The 22782-nt window shown below is 76.1% G+C and carries 23 protein-coding genes; 12 read left to right on the forward strand and 11 right to left on the reverse strand.

The features are described from left to right. Positions 1-6: 6 nt before the first annotated feature. Positions 7-2730, reverse strand: a complete 2724-nt coding sequence (locus MY526_RS07100; protein WP_436692305.1) for a bifunctional acetate--CoA ligase family protein/GNAT family N-acetyltransferase — start codon at positions 2728-2730, stop codon at positions 7-9. Continuing rightward, positions 2723-3904 (reverse strand): acetoin utilization protein AcuC, encoded by a 1182-nt coding sequence (locus MY526_RS07105; RefSeq protein ID WP_436692306.1) that lies wholly within the window; start codon positions 3902-3904, stop codon positions 2723-2725. Before MY526_RS07105 ends, MY526_RS07100 begins: the two co-directional genes overlap by 8 nt. Before the next feature lie 192 nt (positions 3905-4096). Between MY526_RS07105 and MY526_RS07110 the strand changes: the two genes are divergently transcribed. Next, a complete protein-coding gene (locus tag MY526_RS07110; RefSeq protein WP_436692307.1) occupies positions 4097-4804 on the forward strand; it encodes a metal-dependent transcriptional regulator in 708 nt (235 codons plus the stop codon). A 93-nt stretch (positions 4805-4897) separates the two neighbouring features. Further along, positions 4898-6994 (forward strand): S9 family peptidase, encoded by a 2097-nt coding sequence (locus MY526_RS07115; RefSeq protein ID WP_436703564.1) that lies wholly within the window; start codon positions 4898-4900, stop codon positions 6992-6994. Between the two features lie 34 nt (positions 6995-7028). Here MY526_RS07115 and MY526_RS07120 read toward each other — a convergent pair whose 3' ends face one another. The 4 genes from MY526_RS07120 to MY526_RS07135 form a co-directional block, all read right to left on the reverse strand. Then, positions 7029-8009, reverse strand: a complete 981-nt coding sequence (locus MY526_RS07120) for an ABC transporter substrate-binding protein (RefSeq protein WP_436703565.1) — start codon at positions 8007-8009, stop codon at positions 7029-7031. 215 nt (positions 8010-8224) lie between these two features. Continuing rightward, a complete protein-coding gene (locus MY526_RS07125) occupies positions 8225-9313 on the reverse strand; it encodes a DUF4192 domain-containing protein (protein WP_436692310.1) in 1089 nt (362 codons plus the stop codon). Positions 9314-9407: 94 nt separating this feature from the next. Beyond that, positions 9408-10196 carry a hypothetical protein gene (locus MY526_RS07130; RefSeq protein WP_436703566.1) on the reverse strand — a complete coding sequence of 263 codons (789 nt, stop codon included), beginning with the start codon at positions 10194-10196 and terminating at the stop codon, positions 9408-9410. Between the two features lie 41 nt (positions 10197-10237). Further along, positions 10238-10531, reverse strand: a complete 294-nt coding sequence (locus tag MY526_RS07135) for a Dabb family protein (protein ID WP_436692312.1) — start codon at positions 10529-10531, stop codon at positions 10238-10240. A 74-nt stretch (positions 10532-10605) separates the two neighbouring features. Here MY526_RS07135 and MY526_RS07140 point away from each other — a divergent pair, with 74 nt between their 5' ends. The 5 genes from MY526_RS07140 to MY526_RS07160 are packed head-to-tail and all read left to right on the forward strand — an operon-like array spanning position 10606 to position 15540. After that, positions 10606-11856 (forward strand): glycosyltransferase family 4 protein, encoded by a 1251-nt coding sequence (locus tag MY526_RS07140; protein ID WP_436692313.1) that lies wholly within the window; start codon positions 10606-10608, stop codon positions 11854-11856. Between the two features lie 22 nt (positions 11857-11878). Beyond that, on the forward strand, positions 11879-12655 hold the full coding sequence (locus MY526_RS07145) for a class I SAM-dependent methyltransferase (protein WP_436692314.1): 777 nt from the start codon (positions 11879-11881) through the stop codon (positions 12653-12655). A gap of 19 nt (positions 12656-12674) precedes the next feature. Continuing rightward, positions 12675-13739, forward strand: coding sequence for a prenyltransferase (locus MY526_RS07150; protein ID WP_436692315.1), 1065 nt, complete (start codon positions 12675-12677; stop codon positions 13737-13739). Continuing rightward, on the forward strand, positions 13736-14608 hold the full coding sequence (locus tag MY526_RS07155; protein WP_436692316.1) for a glycosyltransferase family 2 protein: 873 nt from the start codon (positions 13736-13738) through the stop codon (positions 14606-14608). Before MY526_RS07150 ends, MY526_RS07155 begins: the two co-directional genes overlap by 4 nt. Continuing rightward, positions 14605-15540, forward strand: coding sequence for a glycosyltransferase family 2 protein (locus MY526_RS07160; protein WP_436692317.1), 936 nt, complete (start codon positions 14605-14607; stop codon positions 15538-15540). Before MY526_RS07155 ends, MY526_RS07160 begins: the two co-directional genes overlap by 4 nt. Positions 15541-15612: 72 nt before the next feature. On the opposite strand, the gene MY526_RS07165 is transcribed toward MY526_RS07160, so the two are convergent. The 5 genes from MY526_RS07165 to MY526_RS07185 all read right to left on the reverse strand — a co-directional run bounded on the left by MY526_RS07165 (position 15613) and on the right by MY526_RS07185 (position 19543). After that, on the reverse strand, positions 15613-15942 hold the full coding sequence (locus tag MY526_RS07165; RefSeq protein WP_436703567.1) for a TraR/DksA family transcriptional regulator: 330 nt from the start codon (positions 15940-15942) through the stop codon (positions 15613-15615). Next, positions 15935-16552: a class I SAM-dependent methyltransferase gene (locus MY526_RS07170; protein WP_436692319.1), complete on the reverse strand. Its 618-nt coding sequence runs from the start codon at positions 16550-16552 to the stop codon at positions 15935-15937. Before MY526_RS07170 ends, MY526_RS07165 begins: the two co-directional genes overlap by 8 nt. Before the next feature lie 14 nt (positions 16553-16566). Beyond that, complete coding sequence (locus MY526_RS07175) at positions 16567-17853, reverse strand: YibE/F family protein (RefSeq protein WP_436703568.1); 1287 nt, start codon at positions 17851-17853, stop codon at positions 16567-16569. A gap of 68 nt (positions 17854-17921) precedes the next feature. After that, on the reverse strand, positions 17922-18305 hold the full coding sequence (locus tag MY526_RS07180) for an STAS domain-containing protein (protein ID WP_436692321.1): 384 nt from the start codon (positions 18303-18305) through the stop codon (positions 17922-17924). Between the two features lie 29 nt (positions 18306-18334). Further along, positions 18335-19543, reverse strand: a complete 1209-nt coding sequence (locus tag MY526_RS07185; protein ID WP_436703569.1) for an amidohydrolase family protein — start codon at positions 19541-19543, stop codon at positions 18335-18337. Positions 19544-19681: 138 nt separating this feature from the next. Here MY526_RS07185 and MY526_RS07190 point away from each other — a divergent pair, with 138 nt between their 5' ends. The 5 genes from MY526_RS07190 (at position 19682) to MY526_RS07210 (ending at position 22754) form a co-directional block, all read left to right on the forward strand. Next, positions 19682-21076: a glutamine synthetase family protein gene (locus MY526_RS07190; protein ID WP_436703570.1), complete on the forward strand. Its 1395-nt coding sequence runs from the start codon at positions 19682-19684 to the stop codon at positions 21074-21076. A 126-nt stretch (positions 21077-21202) separates the two neighbouring features. Beyond that, complete coding sequence (locus MY526_RS07195; RefSeq protein WP_436692324.1) at positions 21203-21709, forward strand: Hsp20/alpha crystallin family protein; 507 nt, start codon at positions 21203-21205, stop codon at positions 21707-21709. 73 nt (positions 21710-21782) lie between these two features. After that, on the forward strand, positions 21783-22136 hold the full coding sequence (locus MY526_RS07200; protein ID WP_436692325.1) for a helix-turn-helix domain-containing protein: 354 nt from the start codon (positions 21783-21785) through the stop codon (positions 22134-22136). Positions 22137-22213: 77 nt separating this feature from the next. After that, positions 22214-22519, forward strand: coding sequence for a metal-sensitive transcriptional regulator (locus MY526_RS07205; protein ID WP_436703571.1), 306 nt, complete (start codon positions 22214-22216; stop codon positions 22517-22519). 25 nt (positions 22520-22544) lie between these two features. Next, positions 22545-22754, forward strand: coding sequence for a heavy-metal-associated domain-containing protein (locus MY526_RS07210; RefSeq protein ID WP_436692327.1), 210 nt, complete (start codon positions 22545-22547; stop codon positions 22752-22754). Positions 22755-22782: the final 28 nt, after the last annotated feature.

Raw genomic sequence — 22782 nt, forward strand, 5'->3', positions numbered from 1 at the left:
CCTTTCTCAGCCGCCGGGGCTGCGCATCCGGCGGGGGCCGGGCTCCAGGCGGGCGGTCGGCGGGCCGACCCGCACGACGGCGCCCGCCACCACCAGCGAGCGCCCGCCGTGCCACGGGTTGGCCGGGCCGACGATCACCGGCTCCAGCGACAGCTGCAGCACCTCGGGCAGGTCGTCGGCCAGCCGGCCGACCCGGAGCAGCAGGTCCTCCAGCGCGGCGACGTCGACCGGCTCCGAGCCGCGGTAGCCGTCGAGCAGCGGCCACGCCCGCGGCGCCCGGACCAGCTCGGCCGCGTCGAGGTCGCTGAGCGGCAGCGTCCGGTACGCGCGGTCGCCGAGCAGGTCGGTGGCCACCCCGCCGAGACCGAAGCTGACCAGGGCCCCGAAGGACGGGTCGTCGACGATCTCGACGACGGTCACCACGCCCGGCGCGGCCATCTCCTGCACGATCACCGGGTCGCCGGAGGGGATGGCGGCGAAGGCGGCCCGCACCGCGTCGGCGTCGGCCAGGTCGAGCCGCACCCCGCCCAGGTCGGAGCGGTGCCGCAGCCACGGCGCGGTCGACTTCAGCACGACCGGGTAGCCGATCGCCTCGGCGGCGGCGACCGCGGCCTCGGCATCCGTGACCGTCCGGGTGCCCAGCAGCGGCACGCCGTAGGCGGCCAGCAGCGCGATCGTCTCCTCGTCGGTGAGCTGGCGGCCGCCCGGGGAGTCGGTGAGCGCGGTCAGCACGAGCTCGCGGGCCGCCCGCTCGTCGACGTCCGGCAGCTCCGGCACCTCCCCCACCGGCCGGCGCCGCCACCGCGCGTACTCGGCGACCTTCGCCAGCGCGATCACCGCCCGCTCCGGGGTGGAGTACGACGGCACCGACCCGCGCGCCGGCGTCCCGTCCTCGCCGGGCACGACGAGCTCGGCGGGGATGCCCTCGGAGGAGAGGAAGGTCGCGACCACCGGCTTCTCGGTGCCCTGGGCCACCTCGCGCAGTGCCCGGCCGAACTCCGCCGAGCCGCGGTTGATGGGCGGGAGGAACACCGCGACGACGGCGTCCACCCCGTCGTCGTCGACCGCCTCCTGCAGCGCGGCGCGGAACTGCTCGGCCGAGCCGCCGGCGCCGATGTCGGTCGGCGCCTCGCGGGCCAGCCGCAGCCCCTCCTCGAGGACGGCGTCGCTGACCAGCACCCCCATCGCCGTGGAGTTGCCGACGACGGCCACCCGGTCGCCGCCGGGCAGCGGCTGGTGGGCCAGCAGGGTGGCGACGTCGAACAGCTGCGCCAGCGTCTGCACCCGGATGACCCCGGCCGAGGCGAACAGGGCGGCCACCGACTCCTCGGGCACCGCGACCGACGTGCCGGCCAGCCCCTCGGTCATGCGCACGTGCCGGCCGCTCTTGACCGCCACGACCGGCTTGTCGCGGCCGACCCGGCGGGCCAGCCGGGCGAACTTGCGCGGGTTGCCGAAGCTCTCCAGGTGCAGCAGCACCACCTCGGTGGCCGGGTCGGTGGCCCAGAACTGCAGGAGGTCGTTGCCGCTGACGTCGGCGCGGTTGCCGGCCGAGACGAAGCTGGACAGGCCGATGTTGCGGCTGCGCGCCTGCTCCAGCAGCGCCGAGCCCAGCGCGCCGGACTGCGCGAAGAAGCCCACCCGGCCCCGGCCCGGGATGCGCGGCGCCAGGCTGGCGTTGAGCCGCAGCGCCGGATCGGTGTTGACGATGCCCAGGCAGTTGGGCCCCACCACGCGCATCCCCGACGCCCGGGCCGCCGCCACCAGCCGCCGCTCGGCCACCCTGCCCTCCGGACCGGACTCGCCGAAGCCCCCGGAGATCACCACCAGCCCGCGGACCCGCTTGCGCCGGCAGGCCTCGACCACGCCGGCGACCTCGTCGGCGGGCACGGCCAGGACGGCGAGGTCGACGTCGTCGGGGATCGCCTCGATGGACGCGTGCGCGGGCACTCCGCGGACGTGCCGGGTGCCGGGGTTGACCGGGTAGAGCGGCCCGCGGAAGCCGTAGTCCAGCAGGTGCCGGAGGACGGCGTGCCCCAGCTTCTCCTCGTCGTTGCTGGCCCCCACCACCGCGACCGAGGACGGGGTCAGCAGCCGGGCGATCGAGCGCGACTCGCTGCGCTGCTCCCGCTCGTAGCGCACCGCCAGCGCCGTCTCGGTGGGCGCGATCGGGAAGGTCAGGTGGACGACGCCCTCCTCGTAGGTGCGCTCGGGGGTGTACCCGGCGTCGAGGAAGACCCGCACCATCCGGTTGTTCTGCGCCAGCACCTCGGCGACGAACCGCTCGATCCCCCGCTCCCGGGCCGCGGCCGCCAGGTGCTCGAGCAGCACCGAGCCCAGCCCGCGGCCCTGGTGGGCGTCCTCGATGAGGAAGGCGACCTCGGCGTCGCTGGTGTCGGGGTAGCGGTCGTAGCGGCCCACGCCGATGAGCTGGTCGCCCAGGACGAGGACGAAAGCCACGCGCGAGTCGTGGTCGACGTGGGTGAAGCGGTGCAGGTCGCGGTCGGACAGCCGCTTCATCGGGCCGAAGAAGCGGTAGTAGCGGGTCTGCTCGGAGCTGCGGTCCATGATCCCGACCAGCCCCTCGGCGTCGCTCGGCCGGATCGGGCGCAGGTGCACCGTGCCGCCGTCGGCGGCGATGATGTCGGCCTCCCAGTGCGCCGGCGCGGTGGGCGCCTCCGCGGGCTCCTGCACCGGGGCGGGCGGGATCTCGGTCTGCTGCTCAGTCACGGGGGTCGTCCGGGTCGAGGCCGAAGTAGGGGAACGCCGCGTGGCGGGTGCGGGAGATCGCCCGGTCGACGCGGGACTCGGTGAACGGGTCCCAGCGCGAGAAGCCGGTGTAGCCGCCCTCGGTCATGTGCGTCGGCGGGCGGGCCCGCAGCCCCCGCCGGACGACGTCCTCCCGCCAGGACTCCGGGATCTCGGTGGCGGGGTCCAGCCGCTGTCCGCTGGCCTCGGCGATGAGGTGCGTCCACGCCCGCGGCACGCAGCGGACCAGGCCGTACCCGCCGCCGCCGAGCGCGATCCAGCGCCCGTCGCACACGTCGTGGGCCAGGTCGTGCAGCGCCTGGTAGCTGGCCCGCTGCCCGTCGATGGTGAGCGCGAGGTCGGCGAGCGGGTCCTCGTGGTGGGCGTCGCACCCGCACTGCGTCACGAGGATCTCCGGCTGGAAGGCCTTGAGCACGCTGGGGACGACGGCGTGGAAGGCGCGCAGCCAGCCGGAGTCGTCGGTGCCGTTGGGCAGGGCCAGGTTGACCGCGCTGCCCAGCGCCTTCTCCGGATCGCCGGTCTCCTCGGGGTAGCCGGTGCCCGGGAAGAGGGTGAGCGGGGTCTGGTGGACGCTGACGGTGAGCACCCGCGGGTCGTCGTAGAAGGCGGCCTGGACGCCGTCGCCGTGGTGCACGTCGATGTCGACGTAGGCGATCCGCTGGTGCCCCTGGGCGAGCAGCCAGGCGATCGCGATCGCCGCGTCGTTGAACACGCAGAAGCCGGACGCGCGGTCGCGCATGGCGTGGTGCAGGCCGCCGGAGATGTTGACCGCGTGCTGCGCCCGGCCGCTGTGCACCTGCTCGGCGGCCAGCACGCTGCCACCGGTGATCAGCGCGGCGGCGTCGTACATGCCCTCGAAGACCGGGTTGTCCGCCGTGCCCAGGCCGAACCCGATGTGGGGGTCGGAGGGGGCGCGCTTGACCGCGTCGAGGTAGGCCGGGTCGTGCACGAGGGTCAGCAGGTCGACGTCGGCCGGGGTGGGCCGCAGCACCTCCAGCCGGTCGGCCGCCAGGACGCCGAGGGAGTCGGCCAGCCGCATCGTGAGGTCCAGCCGGACCGGGTGCAGGGGGTGGTCCCCGCCCATCGTGTAGCCGAGCAGCGCGTCGTCCCAGACGACCGCGACCGAGTCGCTCACCGGCTCTCCTCGCTCTCCCTCCGAGCGGGGGTGCCCCTGCTCGCGGCGCGGGTGGGCCCTGCCTGCGGCCGCGGGGCCGCTCCCGGGGCGACGCTACCGCCGGGAGCCGGGTCCCGGCTCCCGGTGGCCGCTCCGGTGACCCGGCGCACGCCCCGACTCCCCGTACCATCTGGGGCGACACGGAGGAGACCTGTGAACGACCTCATCGACACCACCGAGATGTACCTCCGGACGATCTTCGAGCTGGAGGAGGAGGGGATCGTCCCCCTCCGCGCCCGGATCGCCGAGCGGCTGCACCAGAGCGGTCCCACGGTCAGCCAGACGGTCGCCCGCATGGAGCGTGACGGGCTGCTGACGGTCGAGGGGGACCGGCACCTGCAGCTGTCCGACCAGGGCCGGCAGCTGGCCACGGCGGTCATGCGCAAGCACCGGCTGGCCGAGTGCCTGCTCGTGGACGTCATCGGTCTGGACTACGCCGACGTCCACGAGGAGGCGTGCCGCTGGGAGCACGTCATGAGCGAGGCCGTGGAGCGCAAGCTGCTCAACCTGCTGGGCAACCCGACCGTCTCGCCGTTCGGCAACCCCATTCCGGGGCTGGACGCCCTCGGCGGGGAGACCTCCGCGGTGCTGGACTCGCTGACCCTGCTCTCCACCACCGCGACCGCCGAGGGCCGGCGGGTGGAGATCAAGCGGATCAGCGAGCAGCTGCAGGAGGACGCCGACCTGATGCGCGCCCTCGCCGACCAGGGGCTGCGGCCCGGCGCCACGGTGATGGCCCAGCTGGCCGCCGGCTCGGTCAGCCTGGACGGCCAGGTGCTGCCGGCGGGCGTGGCCCAGCACGTGTTCGTCAGCGCCCTGGACGAGGAGCTCACGCCCGTCGAGGCGGCCCCCCGCCTCTGACAGAGGACCCCTTGCCCCCGCCTCTCGCACGCTCGCGGCGGGTCCCCGCACGGGGGCCACCGGGTGCCGTGGGCGGTCGCTACGGTGACCAGGGTGAGCGAGCCGTCCGACGAGTCCACGCCGGCCCCGGAGTCGACGTCCCCCTTCGACGACCTGCGGGCCTTCGTCGCCCTCCCGCGGGTGGCCGGGCTGGCGCTGTCCCTCGACGGCTCCCGGCTGGCCGTCTCCGTGCAGACGCTCGACGCCGAGGGCACGAAGTGGCAATCGGCCCTGTGGGAGGTCGACCCCGCGGGGCAGCAGCCGGCCCGGCGGCTCACCCGCAGCGCGCCCGGGGAGTCCGCGCCGGTGTGGGCGCCCGACGGCTCGCTGCTGTTCACCTCCGCGCGGCCCGACCCCGGCGCCAGGGGTGGGTCGGGTCCCGGCGACGGAGCCGAGGACCCGAAGCCGGCGCTGTGGAGCCTGCCCGCCGGAGGTGGTGAGGCCCGGCCGGTGCTGACCCATCCCGGCGGGGTCGGCGGGGTGGCCGTCGCCGCCGACACCGGCGACGTGGTCGTGGTCGCCTCCGCGATGCCCGGGGTGGCGGACGCCGAGGCCGACGCCGCGCGGCGCAAGCAGCGCAAGGAGGCCGGGGTCAGCGCGATCCTGCACGAGGCCTACCCGGTGCGGTACTGGGACCACGACCTCGGCCCCGCCGCGCCGCACCTGTTCTGGGCCGGGCGGCTGCCCGCCGAGCCGGCCGCCGGCGCGGAACCCGAGCCGGTGGCGCTCCGCGACCTCACTCCCGACGCGCGGCCGCCCAAGGGCGCCGGCGAGTCGGTCGCCCTCTCCCCCGACGGGCGGGTGCTGGCCCGCATCGAGACCGTGCCCGACGGACCCGCCGGGGAGCGCGACCGCCTGGTGGTCGTGGAGACCGCGAGTGGCACCGCCCGCGTGCTGGTCGACGACCCCCTCGCCGACGTCCACTCGCCGCGCTTCTCCCCCGACGGCAGCGCCCTGGTCTGCGTCCGCGAGACCCTGCCGACCTTCGAGGAGCCGCCGGACTTCACGCTGCTGCACGTCGACGTCGCCGGCGGCGCCGCTCACGACCTCACCGCCGGCTTCGACCGCTGGCCCAGCGCCCCGCAGTTCAGCGCCGACGGGACCGCGGTCTACTTCCTCGCCGACGACGACGGCCGGCACGCGCTGTTCCGGGTCCCGGTGGACGGCGGGGCGCCCGTGCGGCTGACCACGGATGGCGCCTACAGCGACCTTCAGGTGGCCCGCGACGGCAGCGCCCTGTACGCGCTGCGCTCGGCCTACGACGAGCCGCCGGCGCCGGTGCGGCTGGACCCGGAGGCGACCGGCCAGCACCCCGAGCCGCTGCCCAACCCCGGCACCCTGGGGGGCCTCCCGGGCACGCTGCACGAGGTCGAGGCCACCGCCGCCGACGGCAGCCGGGTGCAGTCGTGGCTGGTGCTGCCCGAGGGCGCGTCGGCGCAGTCCCCGGTGCCGCTGCTGCTGTGGATCCACGGTGGTCCGCTCATGAGCTGGAACTCCTGGTCCTGGCGGTGGTGCCCCTGGCTGATGGCCGCCCGTGGCTACGCCGTCCTGCTGCCCAACCCGGCGCTCTCGCAGGGGTTCGGCCAGGACTTCGTCCGCCGCGGCTGGGGCGAGTGGGGCGAGGCGCCCTACACCGACCTCATGGCCGCCGTCGACGCCGCCGAGCAGCGCCCGGAGGTCGACGCCTCCCGCACCGCGGCGATGGGCGGCTCGTTCGGCGGCTACATGGCCAACTGGGTGGCCACCCAGACCGACCGGTTCCGGGCGATCGTGACCCACGCCAGCCTGTGGCACGTGGACTCGTTCATCGGCACGACGGACGCCGCGTACTACTGGGAGAAGGAGTGGGGCGACCCGCTCCAGCAGCCCAAGCGGTACGAGCAGAACTCGCCGCACCGCTTCGCGGACGCGATCCGGACCCCGGTGCTGGTCATCCACGGCGACCGTGACTACCGCGTGCCGATCGGTGAGGCGCTGCGGCTCTGGTACGACCTGCAGAAGCGGGGCGTGCCGTCGAAGTTCCTCTACTTCCCCGACGAGAACCACTGGGTGCTCACGCCGGGGAACGCCCAGGTCTGGTACGAGACCGTCCTGGCCTTCCTGGCCGAGCACGTCCTCGGCGACGAGTGGCAGCGGCCCGAGCTGCTCTGACGGCGGGCCGGCGCGGGGCGGCGCCGGCCGCGGGTCACTCCCCGGCGGGGAGCACGTCCTCCACGCCGACGTCGCCCTCGATGATCCCGTCCTGCCGGCCGAGCTCGAGCAGGCGGCTGACGGAGTCCCGGTTGATGTCGGTCTGGAAGTCCGGCAGCGTCAGCTGCGCGGCCACCTCCGGGGGGATGCTCGTGTACTCGCCGAGGATCTCCCGGACCGCGTCGGGGTTGTCCTGGGCGTACGCGTGGGCCGCGCGCATCGCGTCGGCGAAGCGGCGCACCACGTCGGGGTTCTCCGCCGCGTACTGGTCGGAGGTGAAGTAACCCGCCACCGTGAGATCCGGGTCGATCTCGGAGAACGGCGCCGCCACCGACCGCAGCCCCTGGGCGAGCCCGAGGCTGGCGAACGGCTCCACCAGGAAGGCGGCGTCCACCTGGCCGGTGGACACCGCGGCGGCCATGTCGGGGAACGGGATCTCGACGAACTCGATCGTGCTGGGGTCCCCGCCGGCCAGCCGGACGCTCTCCCGGACCACCGTGTCACTGACGTTGTTGATCGAGTTGATGGCGACCCGGCGGCCGGCCAGGTCCGCCGCCGTCCGCACCGGTCCGCCGTCCGGGACCTCGATCAGGGCGTAGTCGGCCTCCGGATCCCCCGTCGGCCCGGCCGCGGACGCCACCAGGCCCAACGGCACGCCCCGGGACTCGGCCTGGAGCAGGCTGGTCACGTTGGAGAACCCGAACTGCGCCTCGCCGTTGACGACGGCCGGGACGATGGCCGCCCCGCCCTGGGCCAGGAACGCCTCCACCTCGAGGCCGTGCTCGGCGAAGATGCCCTCCCGCTGGGCCAGGTAGACGGGGGCGACGTCGACGAGCGGGATGACTCCCAGCCGGACCGCGGTGGTCTCGGCCGTGGGGGCCGCCCCCACGGCGCCGGTGTCGGTCACCTCGGCGACCCCGCACCCCGCCGCCAGGGTCGTGCCGGCGATGACGAGAGTCAGGAGCGAGCGGCGCACGGGTACCTCCGCGGGTCGATCGGGACCCATCCGGTGGGCCCCGCTGCGGCCGGTGACGCTAGGGACGCCGCGTCCCGCCGAGAACCCGCAGACCGCGCTTCCGCCCGATCGTGTCGCCGCTCTCACCCGTGTGTGCAGCCCGACGCCACGGACCGTGCGCGGTCCACCCCCGGTGAGCGGTCCGGCCTCGCGCCCGCGCAGAGCCGTGCCGGCGATCACCCCGCGGCCCAGACCGCGTGCGGGTCGTCGGCCGCCGCCGCGACCATCGCCCGCAGCTCGCTCGGCGGCAGACAGGCGGCCAGGCCCTGCGCCAGCAGCTGGGCGAACGTGTACGTGGGCAGGCTCGCGAGGGCCCGCTCGAGCGCGACGTTGGCCATCGCGCCGTCCCCGCGCAGCCAGGCGCTGACCGCCAGCAGGGTCGCCGGAGCCGCGTCCAGCGGAGACGGCGCCCGGCGGGTGCACTCGGTCCAGAGGACCTCGGCCGCCGCGGCGTCGTCCCCCAGCGCGAAGGTGAGCGCGCGGTCGCGCACCCGGATGTCGGCCACCGCCCACAGCACGCGGGCGACGTCCCGGTCCTCCAGGCGGCCGGAACCCGCGGCCCCCGGCCGGCAGCGGCCCAGCGCCCGCACGACGGTGTCCCACGAGCGGCGCGCCTCGGCGTCCGGGTCGGCCAGCCGCGCCCGCGCGTGGCGGTCCCCGACCCGCCACGCCACGGCCTCCATCGCCGCCTGCTCGGGACCGTCCACCGGGGCGATGCGCGCCGTGAGGGCGGCGCGGTCCGGGACGACGACCACGCCGGCGGCCACCGACGCGGCCTCCAGCGGGGTGACGCCCCCGGGCAGCGCGGTGCCCCCGCCCGGGGCGCAGCAGGGCTCCGGGCAGTCGTAGGACCACCACCTCCCCCGGCGGACGAGCAGCGTCTCGCGGACCGGGATGCCCAGATCGGCCAGCGCGACCACCAGCTCGTGCACGACCCCGCGGTGCGGCAGCGTCGTTCCGCGGTCCTCGCCCGGGGGCCGGACCGGGTCGTCCCGCTCGTCGGCGGCCTCGGAGACCACCGCGAGCACCGCGGCGGCCGGCCGGTCGGTGGCCAGGCTGCGGGCCAGCAGCGCGGCCACCGCCGGGGCGTGCGCGCGCTCGGGCAGGTCCGCGCGGACGGTCAGCCCGAGCCGGCCGCCGCTGGGGCCGCCGAGCCCGACCAGCAGGACCGACTCGTCCGGGTGGAAACCGATGAGCTGCGGCAGCGCGGCCGCGATGTCGCCGGGGTCGGAGAGGAACACCTCGGGGCGGGTGGGGTCGTCCATGCGCCGACCCTCGCGGCCGAGGGCGCCGCCGGGGTGCGAGCGGAGCGATCTGTGGACCGCGGCCGGGCCTGTGGAGGGACCCGGCCGGGATGTCTCAGCCCAGTGCCTCGGCCTGCACCCGGTACGCCTCGGCCAGCCGGCGGTCGAACGTCGCCTCGTCGAGCGCGGCGCCGTGCAGCCCGGCGGTGGCCAGGGCGAGCACCCGGTCGCCGTCCTGCACCAGCGCGACGAGCGCCTCGGCCGTTCCCGGGCGACCGTCGGGCAGGGTCGCCTCGACGGTGACCGGCACGCGGAGTGCGGCGTCCCCGAGGTCGGGTGCCGACACGTCGCCGACGGTGACGGTCGCGGCGCCGCGCTCCGGGACGGTCACCGACGCGCGGTCGCAGTCCTCGAGTGCTCCGCCGACGGTCGCCACCGCCTCCTCGGCCGCGGGCCCGCTGACCAGCCCCTGCACCGTGGCCTGCGCGCCCTCGAGCACCGCCTGCCCGGCGGCGTCGTCGACCCCTGCGGCGGCCGCCGCCTGCAGCGAGGTCAGCAGGTCCGCGCACCCGCCCAGGTCCAGCTGCAGCCCGGCCGGGAGCCCGCCCATCGGCAGCTCGCGCGAGCCCAGCAGCTCCTCGGTCAGGGGGATCACCGTGGCACCGGGCGCGAACGCCGACGCGGGCAGCAGGCCCGTGGCCAGGTCGGCGGCCGGGGCCGTCGTCACGGCGGCCGACTCCGTCGACGCGGCCTCCTGGATGCCGGCGTCCTGCCCGCAGCCGGCCAGCACGCCCCCGGCGACGAGCACCGCGGTGACGACGGCGGCCCGGCGGCCACGACGGCCCTCCTGCGGGGGCCAGCCGCGAGCTCGCGAGTGGCGGGGGGCCGGAGGGTCCGTCCTCATGCCGCCGACGGTAGCCGCGGGCGGCGGCCGGTGCAGCGGCCTCAGACCTCGTACTGCGCGGCGGTGCGCGCGGCGAGGAAGGGGGCGACGTGCTCGGCGATCACCTGCAGGTGGGCGGGGTGCTCGGCGTAGCGCCGCCACGCCTCGACGTCGGGGAAGTCGGCGACCAGCGCCGTGTGCGCGTTGCCCTCGCGGAGCCCGGCGTCGGGGCCGACGGCGAAGGCGGTCATCCCGCCGACCTCCTCGGGGAGCCGGCGGAGCGCGGCGACGGTGGCCGCCCGGCGCTCGTCGTCGGCGTCGTCGGACCAGGTGAAGAGCACGACGTGGCGCAGCATGCCCGCCACCCTGGCAGGCGGGCGCCGGACGCACGACACGGGCCCGTCACCAGCGGTAGTTAGAGTCGCCGACCATGGGACGGTCGTTGCGCGTTGCACTGCTGTCCTACCGGAGCAAGCCGCACAGCGGAGGCCAGGGGGTCTACGTCCGCGCGCTGTCCCGGGAGCTGGCCGCACTCGGCCACGACGTGCAGGTCTTCAGCGGTCAGCCCTATCCCGAGCTGGACGACGGCGTGCCGCTCACCCGGGTCCCGAGCCTCGACCTCTACCGCGAACCGGACCCCTTCCGCATCCCGCGGCCGTCGGAGTTCCGCGACTGGGTGGACCTCGCCGAGTGGGCCACGATGTGCACCGCGGGCTTTCCCGAGCCGGCCACGTTCAGCCTCCGGGCGGCGCGGCTGCTGCTGCCCCGCGCCGGCGACTTCGACGTCGTGCACGACAACCAGAGCCTGGGCTGGGGGCTGCTGCGGCTGGTCCGGGCCGGGGTGCCCACGGTCGCCACCGTCCACCACCCGGTCGCCATCGACCGCGACCTGGAACTGGCCGCCGCGCCGTCCCGGCGCCGCCGGCTCACCCTGCGCCGCTGGTACGGCTTCACCCGCATGCAGGCCGCCGTCGCGCCGCGGCTGGACGGCATCACGACGGTGTCGGAGAACTCTCGCCGCGACATCGAGACCCACCTGGGTGTTCCCGGAGCCGCGATCAGCGTCGTCCCGGTGGGCATCGACCCCGACGTCTTCACCCCGCCCCCGCCGGACCGCCCTCGCGACCCCACCTCGATCGTCGTCGTCACCAGCGCCGACGTCCCGCTCAAGGGCCTGGTGCACCTGCTGGAGGCAGTGGCCAAGCTGCGCACCGAGCGGCCGGTGCGGCTGACCGTCGTCGGCACCGCACGGCCGGGCGGCCCCGCCGAGGCGGCGCTGGACCGGCTGGCGCTCGGCGACGCCGTCCGCTTCACCGGGCCGCTGCCCGAGGCCGACCTGGTCCGGCTGCTGCAGGAGGCCGCCGTGGTCGCGATCCCCTCTCTCTACGAGGGCTTCTCGCTGCCCGCCGTCGAGGCGATGGCCTGCGGCACGGCGCTGGTGACCACCGACGCCGGGGCGCTGCCCGAGGTGGTGGGCAGCAGGGCCGGCCTGCGGGTGCGGGCCGGCGACGTCGGCGAGCTCACCGCCGCGCTGGCGCTGGTCCTCGACTCGCCGTCGCTGGCCGAGCAGCTGGGCCGCGCGGGGCGGCGCCGGGTGCTGGCCTCCTACACCTGGCGGTCCACCGCCGAACGGACGGCGGACTGGTACGCCGAGGTGCTGGAACGGACGGGCCGGACGTGACGACGACGGGCGAGGAGGCGTCGTGCTGACCGTCGACTACGACCTGCTCGACCTGCGGCCGGGGATGACCGTGCTGGATCTCGGCTGCGGCGAGGGCCGGCACGCGTTCGAGGCCCTGCGCCGCGGCGCGCGCGTGGTGGCGATCGACCACGGCGCGCACGAGGTCGAGACGACCCGGCACTGGCTGACCGCCATCGCCGAGGCCGGCGAGGCACCGACGGGCGCCGCCGCCGAGGTGGTCCGCGGCGACCTGCTGGCGCTCCCGGTCCCCGACGCCAGCGTGGACCGGGTGATCGCCAGCGAGGTGCTCGAGCACATCCCCGACGACGCGACCGCCCTCGCCGAGATCGCGCGGGTGCTCAAGCCCGGCGGCCGGGTGGCGGTCACCGTCCCGCGGTACGGGCCCGAGCGGGTCTGCTGGGCGCTGTCGGACGCCTATCACGCCAACGAGGGCGGGCACGTGCGCATCTACCGCGGCGACGTGCTGCGCACCCGGCTCGCCGCGGCGGGGCTGGAGCCCGGCGGGCAGCACCACGCGCACTCGCTGCACGCGCCGTTCTGGTGGCTCAAGTGCGCCGTCGGCGTCGAGCGCGACCCCCTCGCCGTCCGGGCGTACCACCGGCTGCTCGTGTGGGACCTCGTGGCGCGGCCGTGGCTGACCCGCACCGCCGAGCGGCTGCTCGACCCGGTGCTCGGCAAGAGCCTCGTGGTCTACGCCGACAAGCCCGCCGTCCCCGGGCGGCCGGCGGCCCGCTCCTGGTCGCTCGACGGCCCACGACGGGAGCGGACCGCTGTCTGAACTGCCGGAGCTGCCCGGGGTGCTCGGCGCGGAGCAGCTGCGCGCGACGGTGGCCGCCATCGCCGCCGAGCAGCACGCCGACGGCGCGCTCCCCTGGTTCCGGGGCGGCCCCCTCGACCCCTGGGACGCGATCGAGGCCGCCATGGCCCTCGACGTCGGCGGCGCGCACGACCGCGCCCGCGCCACCTACCGCTGGCTGGCCGGGCGGCAGCGGCCCGACGGCTCCTGGGCGGCGGAGTACCGGGCCGGCGCCGAGACCGCGTCCGCGGCGGAGAGCAACCACGCCGGCTACCTGGCTGTCGGGCTGTGGCACCACTGGCTGAGCACCGGCGCCGAGGAGCCGGTGGCCGGGTTGTGGCCGGCGGTCCGCCGGGGCCTGGACCTGGTCACCCGCATGCAGCTGCCCGGCGGTGCGGTGAGCTGGGCGCTGCGCCCCGACGGCAGCCCCGACGACACCGCCCTGCTGACCGGCAACGCCAGCCTCTTCCAGGCGCTGCGCTGCGGCGTCGCGCTGGCCGGCCTCACCGGGGAGCCGCAACCGGACTGGGAGCTGGCCGTCGCCGACCTGGGCGCCGCGCTGCGCGGCCGGCCCGAGGCGTTCGCCGACCGCTCCCGCTACTCGATGGACTGGTACTACCCGGTGCTCGGCGGCGCGCTCACCGGCGCCGCGGCCCGCGACCGGCTGGCCGCCGGCTGGGACCGGTTCGTCGTCCCGGGACTCGGAGCGCGGTGCGTCGCCGACCGCCCGTGGGTCACCGGCGCCGAGACCTGCGAGCTCGCGCTCGCCCTCGCCGCCGCCGGGCAGCCGGACGCCGCCCTGGAACAGGTCGCCGCGATGCAGCACCTGCGGCACGACGACGGCTCCTACTGGACCGGGTACGTCTACCCCGACGACGCCCGGTGGCCGGTCGAGCGGACCACCTGGACGGCGGCCGCGGTCGTGCTGGCCGCCGACGCGCTCTCGGGCGCCTCCCCCGCCGCCGGCCTGTTCACCGATCCGGGGGCGCTGCCACCGGCCGGCACCGAGAGTTCACCGGACCCCGCCGATTGGGTCCCGGGCGGTGCGGGCACGCTGCCCCCGTGACCTCGACCGGCGCCGCAGCCCGAACCGGACCCCCCGTCACCGTCGTGGTGGCCAGCCGCAACCGCCGGGAGGACCTGCTCGCCTCCCTGCCCCGGCACGAGGCGCCGGTCGTCCTGGTCGACAACGGCTCCACCGACGGCACGGTGGACGCCGTCCGGGCCGCGCACCCCGCGGTGACCGTGCTCCCGCTGCAGCACAACCTCGGCGCCCGCGCCCGGACCCTGGGCGCCGAGCACGCGGGCTCCGAGTTCGTGGCGTTCGCCGACGACGACTCCTGGTGGGCGCCCGGCGACCTGGCGCGCGCGGTGGAGGTCATGCGGGCGCACCCGCGGCTGGCGCTGCTCAACGCCCGCATCCTGGTCGGCCCCGAGGAGCGGCTCGACCCGGTCTGCGCGGAGATGGCCGACAGCCCGCTGGGCACCGCGCCCGACCTCCCCGGCCCGTCGCTGCTCGGCTTCGTCGCCTGCGCCGCGCTGGTGCGCACCGAGGCGTTCGCGGCCGTGGGCGGCTTCGACGCCGTCGTCCGGTTCCCGGGCGAGGAGGAGCGGGTGGCCCTCGACCTCGCCGCGGCCGGCTGGGGGCTGGCCTACGTCGACGGGGTGACCATCCACCACCACCCGTCGCCGCGGCGCGACGCCCCGGCCCGGCGGCAGGCCGCGGTCTGGCGCAGCCGGGTCCTCACCGCGCTGATGCGCCACCCGCTGCCGACCCTCCCCCGGTTGCTCGTCTCCGCCGTGCGCGCCGGCCGGCCGGGGATGCGGGGACTGCTGCGCGCCGTCCCCGACGTGCCGGCCGCGCTCCGGGCGCGGCGGCGGCTGCCCGAGCGGGTGTGGGCCGGCGTGCGGCTGCTGGCCGGGCACTCGGCATGACGGCGACCCAGGCGGCCCCGTCGGCGACGCAGGGCCGACACGACGCGCGGGTCGCCGTCGTCGTCATCACCCACCAGCGCCGGGAAGAGGTGCTGCTGGCGCTGTCCCGGCTGCGGGCGCTGCCGGAGCAGCCGCACGTCGTCGTCGTCGACAACGGCTCGACCGACGGGACGGCCGCGGCGGTCGCCGAGCGCTTCCCCGAGGTGGAGTTGGTCGCCAGCCCGGAGAACCTCGGCGCGGTCGGCCGCAACGTCGGCGTCGCCCGGGTGGCCACCCCCTACGTGGCGTTCTGCGACGACGACACGTGGTGGGACCCGGGCTCGCTGCGCACCGCCGCCGACGTCCTCGACGCGCATCCGCGGCTGGCCGTCGTCACCGCGCGGATCCTCGTCGAGCCCGGCGGACGCGAGGACCCGATCGTGCCCGAGCTGCGCGACTCGCCGGTCCGCGGCGCCGACTGGCTGCCCGGGCCGGCGCTCGGCTCGTTCCTGGCCGGGGCGTCGGTGCTGCGCCGCGAGGCCTTCACCGCGGTGGGCGGCTTCTGCGAGCGGCTGTGGCTGGGCGGGGAGGAGGAGCTGATGGCCGGCGACCTGGCCGCCGCCGGGTGGGAGCTGTGCTACCTGCCCGCGCTGACCGTGCACCACCAGGCCAGCTCCGCCCGCGACCCCCACAAGCGCCGCCGCGACGGCATCCGCAACACGCTGTGGACGACGTGGCTGCGCCGGCCCGTGCGGCCGGCTCTGCGGCGCACCGCGCACCTGCTGCGCACCGTCCCGCGCGACCGGCTCAGCGCGCTCGGGGTGCTCGACGCGCTGCGCGGGGCGCCGTGGGTGCTGCGCGAGCGCCGGGTGCTGCCGCCGCACGCGGAGGCCCGCTTCGCCGCGCTGGAGCACGCCCAGCGGACCTCGACCGCCCGCAAGTACGTGAGCTGAGCCCGAGGAATAGGAAGCAATGCCCACGTCGGGGGCGCCGATGCGCGGGTACTGCTTCCTATGCCTCGACGGTCAGACCGCGCAGTCGATGCAGGTGCGCGCGGCCGGACGGGCGGCCAGCCGCTCGGCGGCGATCGGCCGGCCGCAGGCCTCGCAGATCCCGTAGTCGCCGGATGCGCGCCGGGCCAGGGCGGCCTCGACGTCGGCCAGCCGGCGCCGCGCCGCGGCCAGCAGCGCGGCCACCTGCTGCCGCTCGAAGGCGATCGTGGCGCCCTCCGGGTCGTGCTCGTCGTCGGCGTTCGACGACCGCGAGGCCGCCACCACCGCGTCGAACTCCCCGGTCAGCGCCGCGATCTGGGCGAGGACGGTAGCCCGCTCGGCGGCCAGGGGGTCCTCACCCACGGCGCAGCAGCCGCAGCGAGCCGGTGCCCGGCAGCTCGTCGAACTCCCCCGACTCCAGCACCCGCCGGTACACCCCGTAGGGCGCCTGGCCGCCGTCGGCGGGGTCCGGGAAGACGTCGTGGATCGCCAGGGTGCCGCCGAGCGCCAGCTTGGCCACCCACGCGTCCTGGTCCCGGCGGGCGGACTCCTCGGTGTGGCTGCCGTCGAGGAACAGCAGCGCCAGCGGGGTGGACCACAGCGGGGCGAGGATCTCGGAGCGGGCGACGACGGCGATCACGACGTCCTCGGCGCCGGCGTCGGCGATCGTCCGGCGGAACCGCGGCAGGGTGTCGATCAGCCCGACGGCGGGGTCGACCAGCGACGGGTCGTGGTACTCCCAGCCGGGCTGGTGCTCTTCCGAGCCCCGGTGGTGGTCGACGGTGACGACCTGCCGGCCGGTCTCACGGGCCGCCGCCGCCAGGTACAGCGCCGACTTGCCCATCCAGCTGCCGATCTCCAGCAGCGGTCCGGGCACGCCGACGGAGCGGGCCGCCTCGTAGAGCGCCGTCCCCTCGTCGTCGGGCATGAAGCCGGGCGCGGCGCGGGCGGCGGTGAGCAGGTCGGCGGTCACCTCCCCAGCGTGGCTCACCGGGCGAACCGGGCGCGCAGGGCGGTCATCCGCCGGTCGGTGGCCGCGCCGGCCGCGGTGCCGGCGGCCTTGGCGAAGAACGCGCCGGCCGCCGTCGTCACCGGGACGGCGAGCACCAGCCCGATCGAGCCGACCAGCGTGCGGATCACCTCCTCGGCCATCGCCGAGCTGGTGAGGACGACGTCCCACGGCTGGGCGTAGACCTCGAAGAGCATCAGCAGCGGTAGCGAGGCGCCGGCGTAGGCGAAGACGATCGTGTACACGGTCGAGGCGATGTGGTCCCGGCCGACGGCCATCCCCCGGCTGTGGAGCTGCTGCCACGTCATGTCGGGATCGACCTCGTGCAGCTGCCAGATCGCCGAGGCCTGGGTGATCGTCACGTCGTTGAGCACGCCGAGGCCGGCGACGACCACCCCGGCGAGCACCAGCCCGGAGAAGTCGAGCGCCGGGTCGTACCCCAGCAGCGTGGTGGTCTCCTCGCTGGTCAGCCCGGTCAACCGCGCCGTGGCCACCCCCACCGCCCCGAGGACGGCGACCAGCGCCAGCCCGAAGAGGGTGCCGACCAGCGCCGTCGTCGTCCGCGCGGAGAAGCCGTGTGCCAGGTAGAGGACGACGAACATGATCGCCGCCGAGCCGACCAGGCTGACCAGCGTGGGCGAGGCGTCGCCGAGCAGGCCGGGCAGCAGGAACTGCAGCATGATGAAGAACGCGAACGCCAGCCCGACGAGGGCGGCCAGGCCGCGCAGCCGGGCCACCGCCACGGTGACGACGGCGAAGGCGACGGTCAGGGCGACGATCGGCACGTCCCGGTCGTAGTCGTAGAAGGCGTACTGGCCGGCGCCCTCCGCCCCGGCGTCGCGGGTGAGCACGAGGACGTCGCCCTCGGCGATGCCGGCGGCGTAGACCTCCGCCGGGACCTCGAGCTGCTGGAACTCCCCCGCGCCGACGCCGTCGAGCACCTCGACGACGACGACGGCGCAGGTCAGCTGCTGCGCGGGCTGCTGCTCCGCGCCGGGGAGCGAGCAGTCGAACGGCTCCACCGTCGACACCCGCCCCTCGGGATAGGTCGTCCCGGGCGGGAGGACCAGCACGGCGGCCTGCTCGGCGCGGGTGGGCTCGCCGTCGGGCCAGAGCACCACCAGCCCGACGATCGTGGCCAGGCCGACCGGCACGAGCAGCAGCAGCATCAGCCAGACCGCCCGCCGCCTCCGGGTCAGGACCTCCGGGGTCGGCGGCGGCGCGTCCGGGTCGGGACCGTGGCTGTGGGTGTGGCTGGGCGGCACCCGGTAAGGCTAGGAGTTCGGCTCCCGGGCCTCGCCCGGCCACTCCGGTGCGCCGGCTCCGCCCGCGCTCAGCGCGCCTCCTCGACGGCGAACCGCAGCCAGAGCCCGCTGAGCTGCAGGGGCCGCGCGACGGTGGACGGCGGGTCGACCAGCACCAGGTCGACACCGCGCGGCTGGCCCAGCTTCTGCAGCTGCACCAGCACGGCCATGCCGGCGGAGTTGAGGTAGGTGACCCCGCGGGTGTCCAGGCGGACCCGGCGCAGGTCGGTGCGGGCGAGCAGCAGGTCGGTCATCGTCCGGACCAGCGGCCGCCGCGCCTCCTCCGTCAGCTCTCCGCGGACGGTCACCGTGGCGACGTCGCCGTCCTGTGCCGTGGTGACCTCCGGTTCCCCCGCGCTGCGGTGGGCGTGCTGCGGTTCCCCCTGCGCTCGGGGGGCTGTCGTCTCGTCCACGCACCCCCGGTAGCCGCTCGGGGCCCGGTTCACACGGCCGGACGGGGCACCCGCACCGGCGTTCCTCCAGGCGGCGGCTCCCCGCCGGGGAGGCGGTAGGCGCGGACGGCGTTGCCGGAGCCGATGGCGGCGGCGATCCGCAACGCGTCGTCCGCCGTCCAGTCGTCGTCGGCGACCCCGTCGGCGAGCAGCCGGCCCAGTGCCCGCCGGAACAGCGTGCTGGCGAGCAGGTACAGCTCGCCGAGGGCGCACGCGTCGGTCGAGAAGAGCACCTTGCCGAACGGCGCCAGCTCCAGCAGCTCGGCCAGCACCGCGCCCGCCCGCCGCCCGACGTTGTGCGTGGCCAGCCCGACGTCGACGAACACGTGCGGGAACACCTGCGCGAGGTAGCCGGCCCGGCGGTGGAACGGGTAGTTGTGCAGCAGCATCACCGGCACGCCGGTCGGCCGGGTGGCCCGGAGCAGGCCGGTGAGCAGCAGGGGGTCGCTGCGGTGCAGGTCGATGTCGGCGTCGCCGTACCCGACGTGGACCTGCACCGGCCGGCCGAGGTCGACCCCGCACCAGACGAGGAAGCGGTGCAGCACCGGATCGGCCACCCGCGGGCCGGCCCCGGCGTCGACGGCGCGCAGTGCGGCCCCGGCCGCTGCGGCGACCTCGCCGGGGGTCGGCCGCGCGCCGTCGAGGTCGAGGCCTCCCCGGTACGCGGCGACGGTCTTCACCGCGACGGCGCCGGCGGCCCGCTCGCTGAGCCGCGCGCGGACGGCGTCGCCGAACCCCGCGGCGGAGCAGCCGGCGCCCAGCACCTCCTCGGCCACCGTCTCCAGGCGGACCACCTCGCCGGCCGTTGCACCCGCGAGCGCGGCCAGCTCCGCCGGAGTGGTGAGGGGCTCGGGCAGGTAGCCGGTGTCGACGAGGAAGGTGGCGATGCCGGTGGCCGCCACCATGCGGCGGTCGACCTCCGCCCGTCCGAGCTCGGCCCGGCGGGCCAGGTACGCATCGACGGGGACGTGCGGCTCGAGGTCGAGCACCGGGGCGCACCAGCGGCGGAGGGCCAGCCCGATCTGCGAGTCGAACAGCGAACCACCGAGCGGACCGGAGCCGTCCGCCTCGGTGAGGAGGGCCTCGACGCCGGCGCGGTCGAGCTCCCGGGTGACCAGCCCGTGGCAGTGGTGGTCGACCAGCGGGAGGGCCGCCACCTCCGCCGCGATCCCGGAGGGGCCGGCCGAGAACACGGGCATGCGGAGCTCCTCGTCGCGGGGACCGTTGCGCACGTCGGGCGGCAGGAGTGTGCTCCCGCCCACGGCGGCGCGGGAGGGCCCGGGCCGTGCGCCCAGCAGACACCCCGTCCGTCGACGGGGCGGGACGGGAGGAACCCCGTGGAGCAGGAGGAGCGGGACCGGCGGCGGGAGCAGGGCGGACGGCTGGCGAGCCGGCTGCGCGGTGCCGGCGTCGTGGGCGTCGTGCTGCCGTGGGTCGACACCAGCGGGGTGACCCGGGGAAAGGCGGTCCCGGTCGACCGGCTGCCGGACGCGGCGGCCTGGGGCGTCGGGATGAGCCCGGTGTTCGACGCCTTCCTGTTCGACGACTCCATCATCGCCGGGCGCTTCGCCGGCAGTGCCGTCGGGGACCTCCGGCTGCACCCGGACCTGGACCGGCTGACCGTCCTCGCCGCGCAGCCCGGCTGGGCGTGGGCGCCGGCCGACCGGTACGACCTGGACGGCGAGCCGCACGTGCAGGACTCCCGGCTGCTGCTGCGCCGGACGGTCGACGCGCTGGCGAGCGAGGGGCTCGCCGTGCGGGCCGCCTTCGAGGTGGAGTGGGTGCTCGGGCTGGCCGACCTGCCGGCGGGCAGCGAGCCGGGGGCCTTCGTCCCGGCGTTCTCCGGCCCGGCCTACGGGATGGCCCGGCACGTCGAGGTCTCCGACTACGCCCGCGACCTGCTCACCGCCCTCGCCGATCAGGGGATCGCTGTCGAGCAGTTCCACCCCGAGTACGCCGCCGCGCAACTCGAGGTGAGCGTCGCGGCGGAGGACCCGGTCGCGGCCGCCGACACGACCGTCCTTGTCCGGCACACGATCAAGGCGGTGAGCGCCCGCCACCACGTCCGGGCCTCCTTCTCCCCCAAGGTGCTGGCCGGCAGCGTCGGCAACGGCGGCCACGTGCACCTGTCCGTGTGGCGCGACGGCGCGAACCTCATGACCGGCGGCGACCGCGCCTGCGGTCTGACCTCCGGCGGCGAGGCGTTCGTCGCCGGGCTGCTGCAGCACCTGCCCGGTCTGCTGGCGGTCGGCGCCCCGACCGTCGCCTCCTACCTGCGGCTGGTCCCCTCGCACTGGGCGGGCGCGTTCGCCGTCTGGGGCCCGGAGAACCGGGAGGCCGCCCTCCGGCTCGTCCCCGGCCCGCGGGGCCACCGGGAGGCCGCGGCGAACGTGGAGGTCAAGTGCATCGACGCGGCGGCCAACCCGTACCTGCTGCTCACCGGGCTGCTGGCCGCCGGCCGTGCCGGGGTGGCGTCCCGGGCGACGCTGCCCGCCCCGGTCGACGTCGACCCGGGCACCCTCTCCGACGAGCAGCGGCGGGCGGCGGGCATCCGCGCGGTCCCGTCGTCCCTGGAGGAGGCGCTGCGCGCCTTCGAGGCGGACGACGTGCTGAGGGCGGCGTTCGGCGAGGAGGTGGCGGCCACGATCGCCGACGTCCGGCGCGGGGAGGTCGCGGCGCTGGCGGGGCGGTCACCGGAGGAGGTGACCGCCGCCCTGCGGTGGGTGCACTGACCGGGAAGAAATCAGTGGAAGTTGGATGTTTACACCGGTGCGCACCCGAGGTAATCTCCAGTTGCCACTAGAGGTTCCACCTCGGGCAGCGAACACGACAGCACCGCACACGGAGGTTGCACACAGATGATGCTGACCGCCTACGACCCGTTCGCCGCCACGTCCGCCGCCTTCCGCGCGCTGGACCAGCTCACCGGCCGCCCGGGCTCCATGACCGCCCGACCGCTGTCGGGGATGCCGATGGACGCCTACCGGGTCGGCGACAACTTCGTCGCCCACTTCGACCTGCCCGGCGTCGACCCCGGCTCGATCGACCTGTCGGTCGAGGGCACCACGCTGACGGTCACGGCCGAGCGCTCGGTCCCGCAGATCGAGAACGCGGAGTGGAGCATCGCCGAGCGGCCCTACGGCAGCTACACCCGGCAACTGGTCCTCGGCCGCAGCCTGGACACCGACCGGCTGGAGGCGCACTACCACGACGGGGTCCTCACCCTGAGCATCCCGGTCGCGGAGAAGGCGCGGGCCCGCAAGATCACGGTGACCCGGGCCGACACGCCGGTCGCCGTCGAGGGCCGGACCATCGAGGGCGAGTCCGCGGGCGCCTCGACGGAGCAACGGTCCGTCGAGAGCTGATCGGCACACCCACCGCAGAGGCCGGGTCCGTACGGACCCGGCCTCTGCGCATCAGTACACCGGAGGCACCGCCATGGCCGACAGCTCCCGGGACGGCGACGCGCTGCGCCGGCTCGACGACCCGGACTACCCGGCGCTGACGATGAGCCAGGCCGCCGACCTGCTCGGCGTGCAGGCGGCGTTCCTCCGCAGCCTCGACTCCTCCGGGGTCCTCCAGCCGCACCGCTCCCCCGGCGGCCACCGCCGCTACTCCCGGCACCAGCTGACCCTCGCCGCGCGGCTGCGCGGCCTGCTCGACGACGGGCACACCCTGGCCTCGGCGGAGGTCATCCTCTACCTGCAGGACGAGCTGGCCGACGCGCGGGCCGACAGCGAGCGGCTCCAGGAGATCGTCGACCGGCTGCGCGCCAGGCCCCCGGACGGGTGACCCGGGTCTCCTCGACGCTCCTACCCTGGGGGGGTATGGTTCCTGGCACGAGCTCCCGAGCCGCCAGGAGGACCGACGTGGAGAGCGACCCGCACCAGGGCCCGCACGGCTACATCCACCGCAAGGACGACTACCTCAAGCGGCTGCGCCGCATCGAGGGCCAGGCCCGCGGGCTGCAGCGGATGGTCGAGGACGAGAAGTACTGCATCGACATCCTCACCCAGGTCTCCGCGATGACGAAGGCACTGCAGTCGGTGGCGCTCGGCCTGCTCGAGGAGCACATGTCGCACTGCGTCGTCCAGGCGGCCCAGGCCGGTGGCCGGGAGGCCGACGAGAAGGTCCGCGAGGCCTCGGAGGCCATTGCCCGCCTGGTGCGCTCGTGACCACCCACCCCGAGAGGACCCCCCGATGAGCACCGCCACCTACACCGTCGTCGGCATGACCTGCGGGCACTGCGTCACCGCCGTCACCGAGGAGGTGCAGGCGCTGCCCGGCGTCACCTCGGTGGACGTCGACCTGACCACCGGCGGCCTGACCGTCACCAGCACCGAGCCCGTCGACGACGGCGCCGTGCGCGCGGCGGTCGAGGAGGCCGGCTACGAGGTGGCCGGCGGCTGACCGGCGGGCCGGCCGGACCGCGCCTGCC

This window comes from Geodermatophilus sp. CPCC 205761 (assembly GCF_051383655.1).
Lineage (GTDB): Bacteria > Actinomycetota > Actinomycetes > Mycobacteriales > Geodermatophilaceae > Geodermatophilus.

Coding starts and splice junctions, on each gene's coding strand:
- MY526_RS07185 (WP_436703569.1), bottom strand. CDS start 19,543: ATGCCCGTGTTCTCGGCCGGCCCCTCCGGGATCGCGGCGGAGGTGGCG.
- MY526_RS07160 (WP_436692317.1), top strand. CDS start 14,605: ATGACGGCGACCCAGGCGGCCCCGTCGGCGACGCAGGGCCGACACGAC.
- MY526_RS07195 (WP_436692324.1), top strand. CDS start 21,203: ATGATGCTGACCGCCTACGACCCGTTCGCCGCCACGTCCGCCGCCTTC.
- MY526_RS07210 (WP_436692327.1), top strand. CDS start 22,545: ATGAGCACCGCCACCTACACCGTCGTCGGCATGACCTGCGGGCACTGC.
- MY526_RS07140 (WP_436692313.1), top strand. CDS start 10,606: ATGGGACGGTCGTTGCGCGTTGCACTGCTGTCCTACCGGAGCAAGCCG.
- MY526_RS07135 (WP_436692312.1), bottom strand. CDS start 10,531: ATGCTGCGCCACGTCGTGCTCTTCACCTGGTCCGACGACGCCGACGAC.
- MY526_RS07130 (WP_436703566.1), bottom strand. CDS start 10,196: ATGAGGACGGACCCTCCGGCCCCCCGCCACTCGCGAGCTCGCGGCTGG.
- MY526_RS07200 (WP_436692325.1), top strand. CDS start 21,783: ATGGCCGACAGCTCCCGGGACGGCGACGCGCTGCGCCGGCTCGACGAC.
- MY526_RS07125 (WP_436692310.1), bottom strand. CDS start 9,313: ATGGACGACCCCACCCGCCCCGAGGTGTTCCTCTCCGACCCCGGCGAC.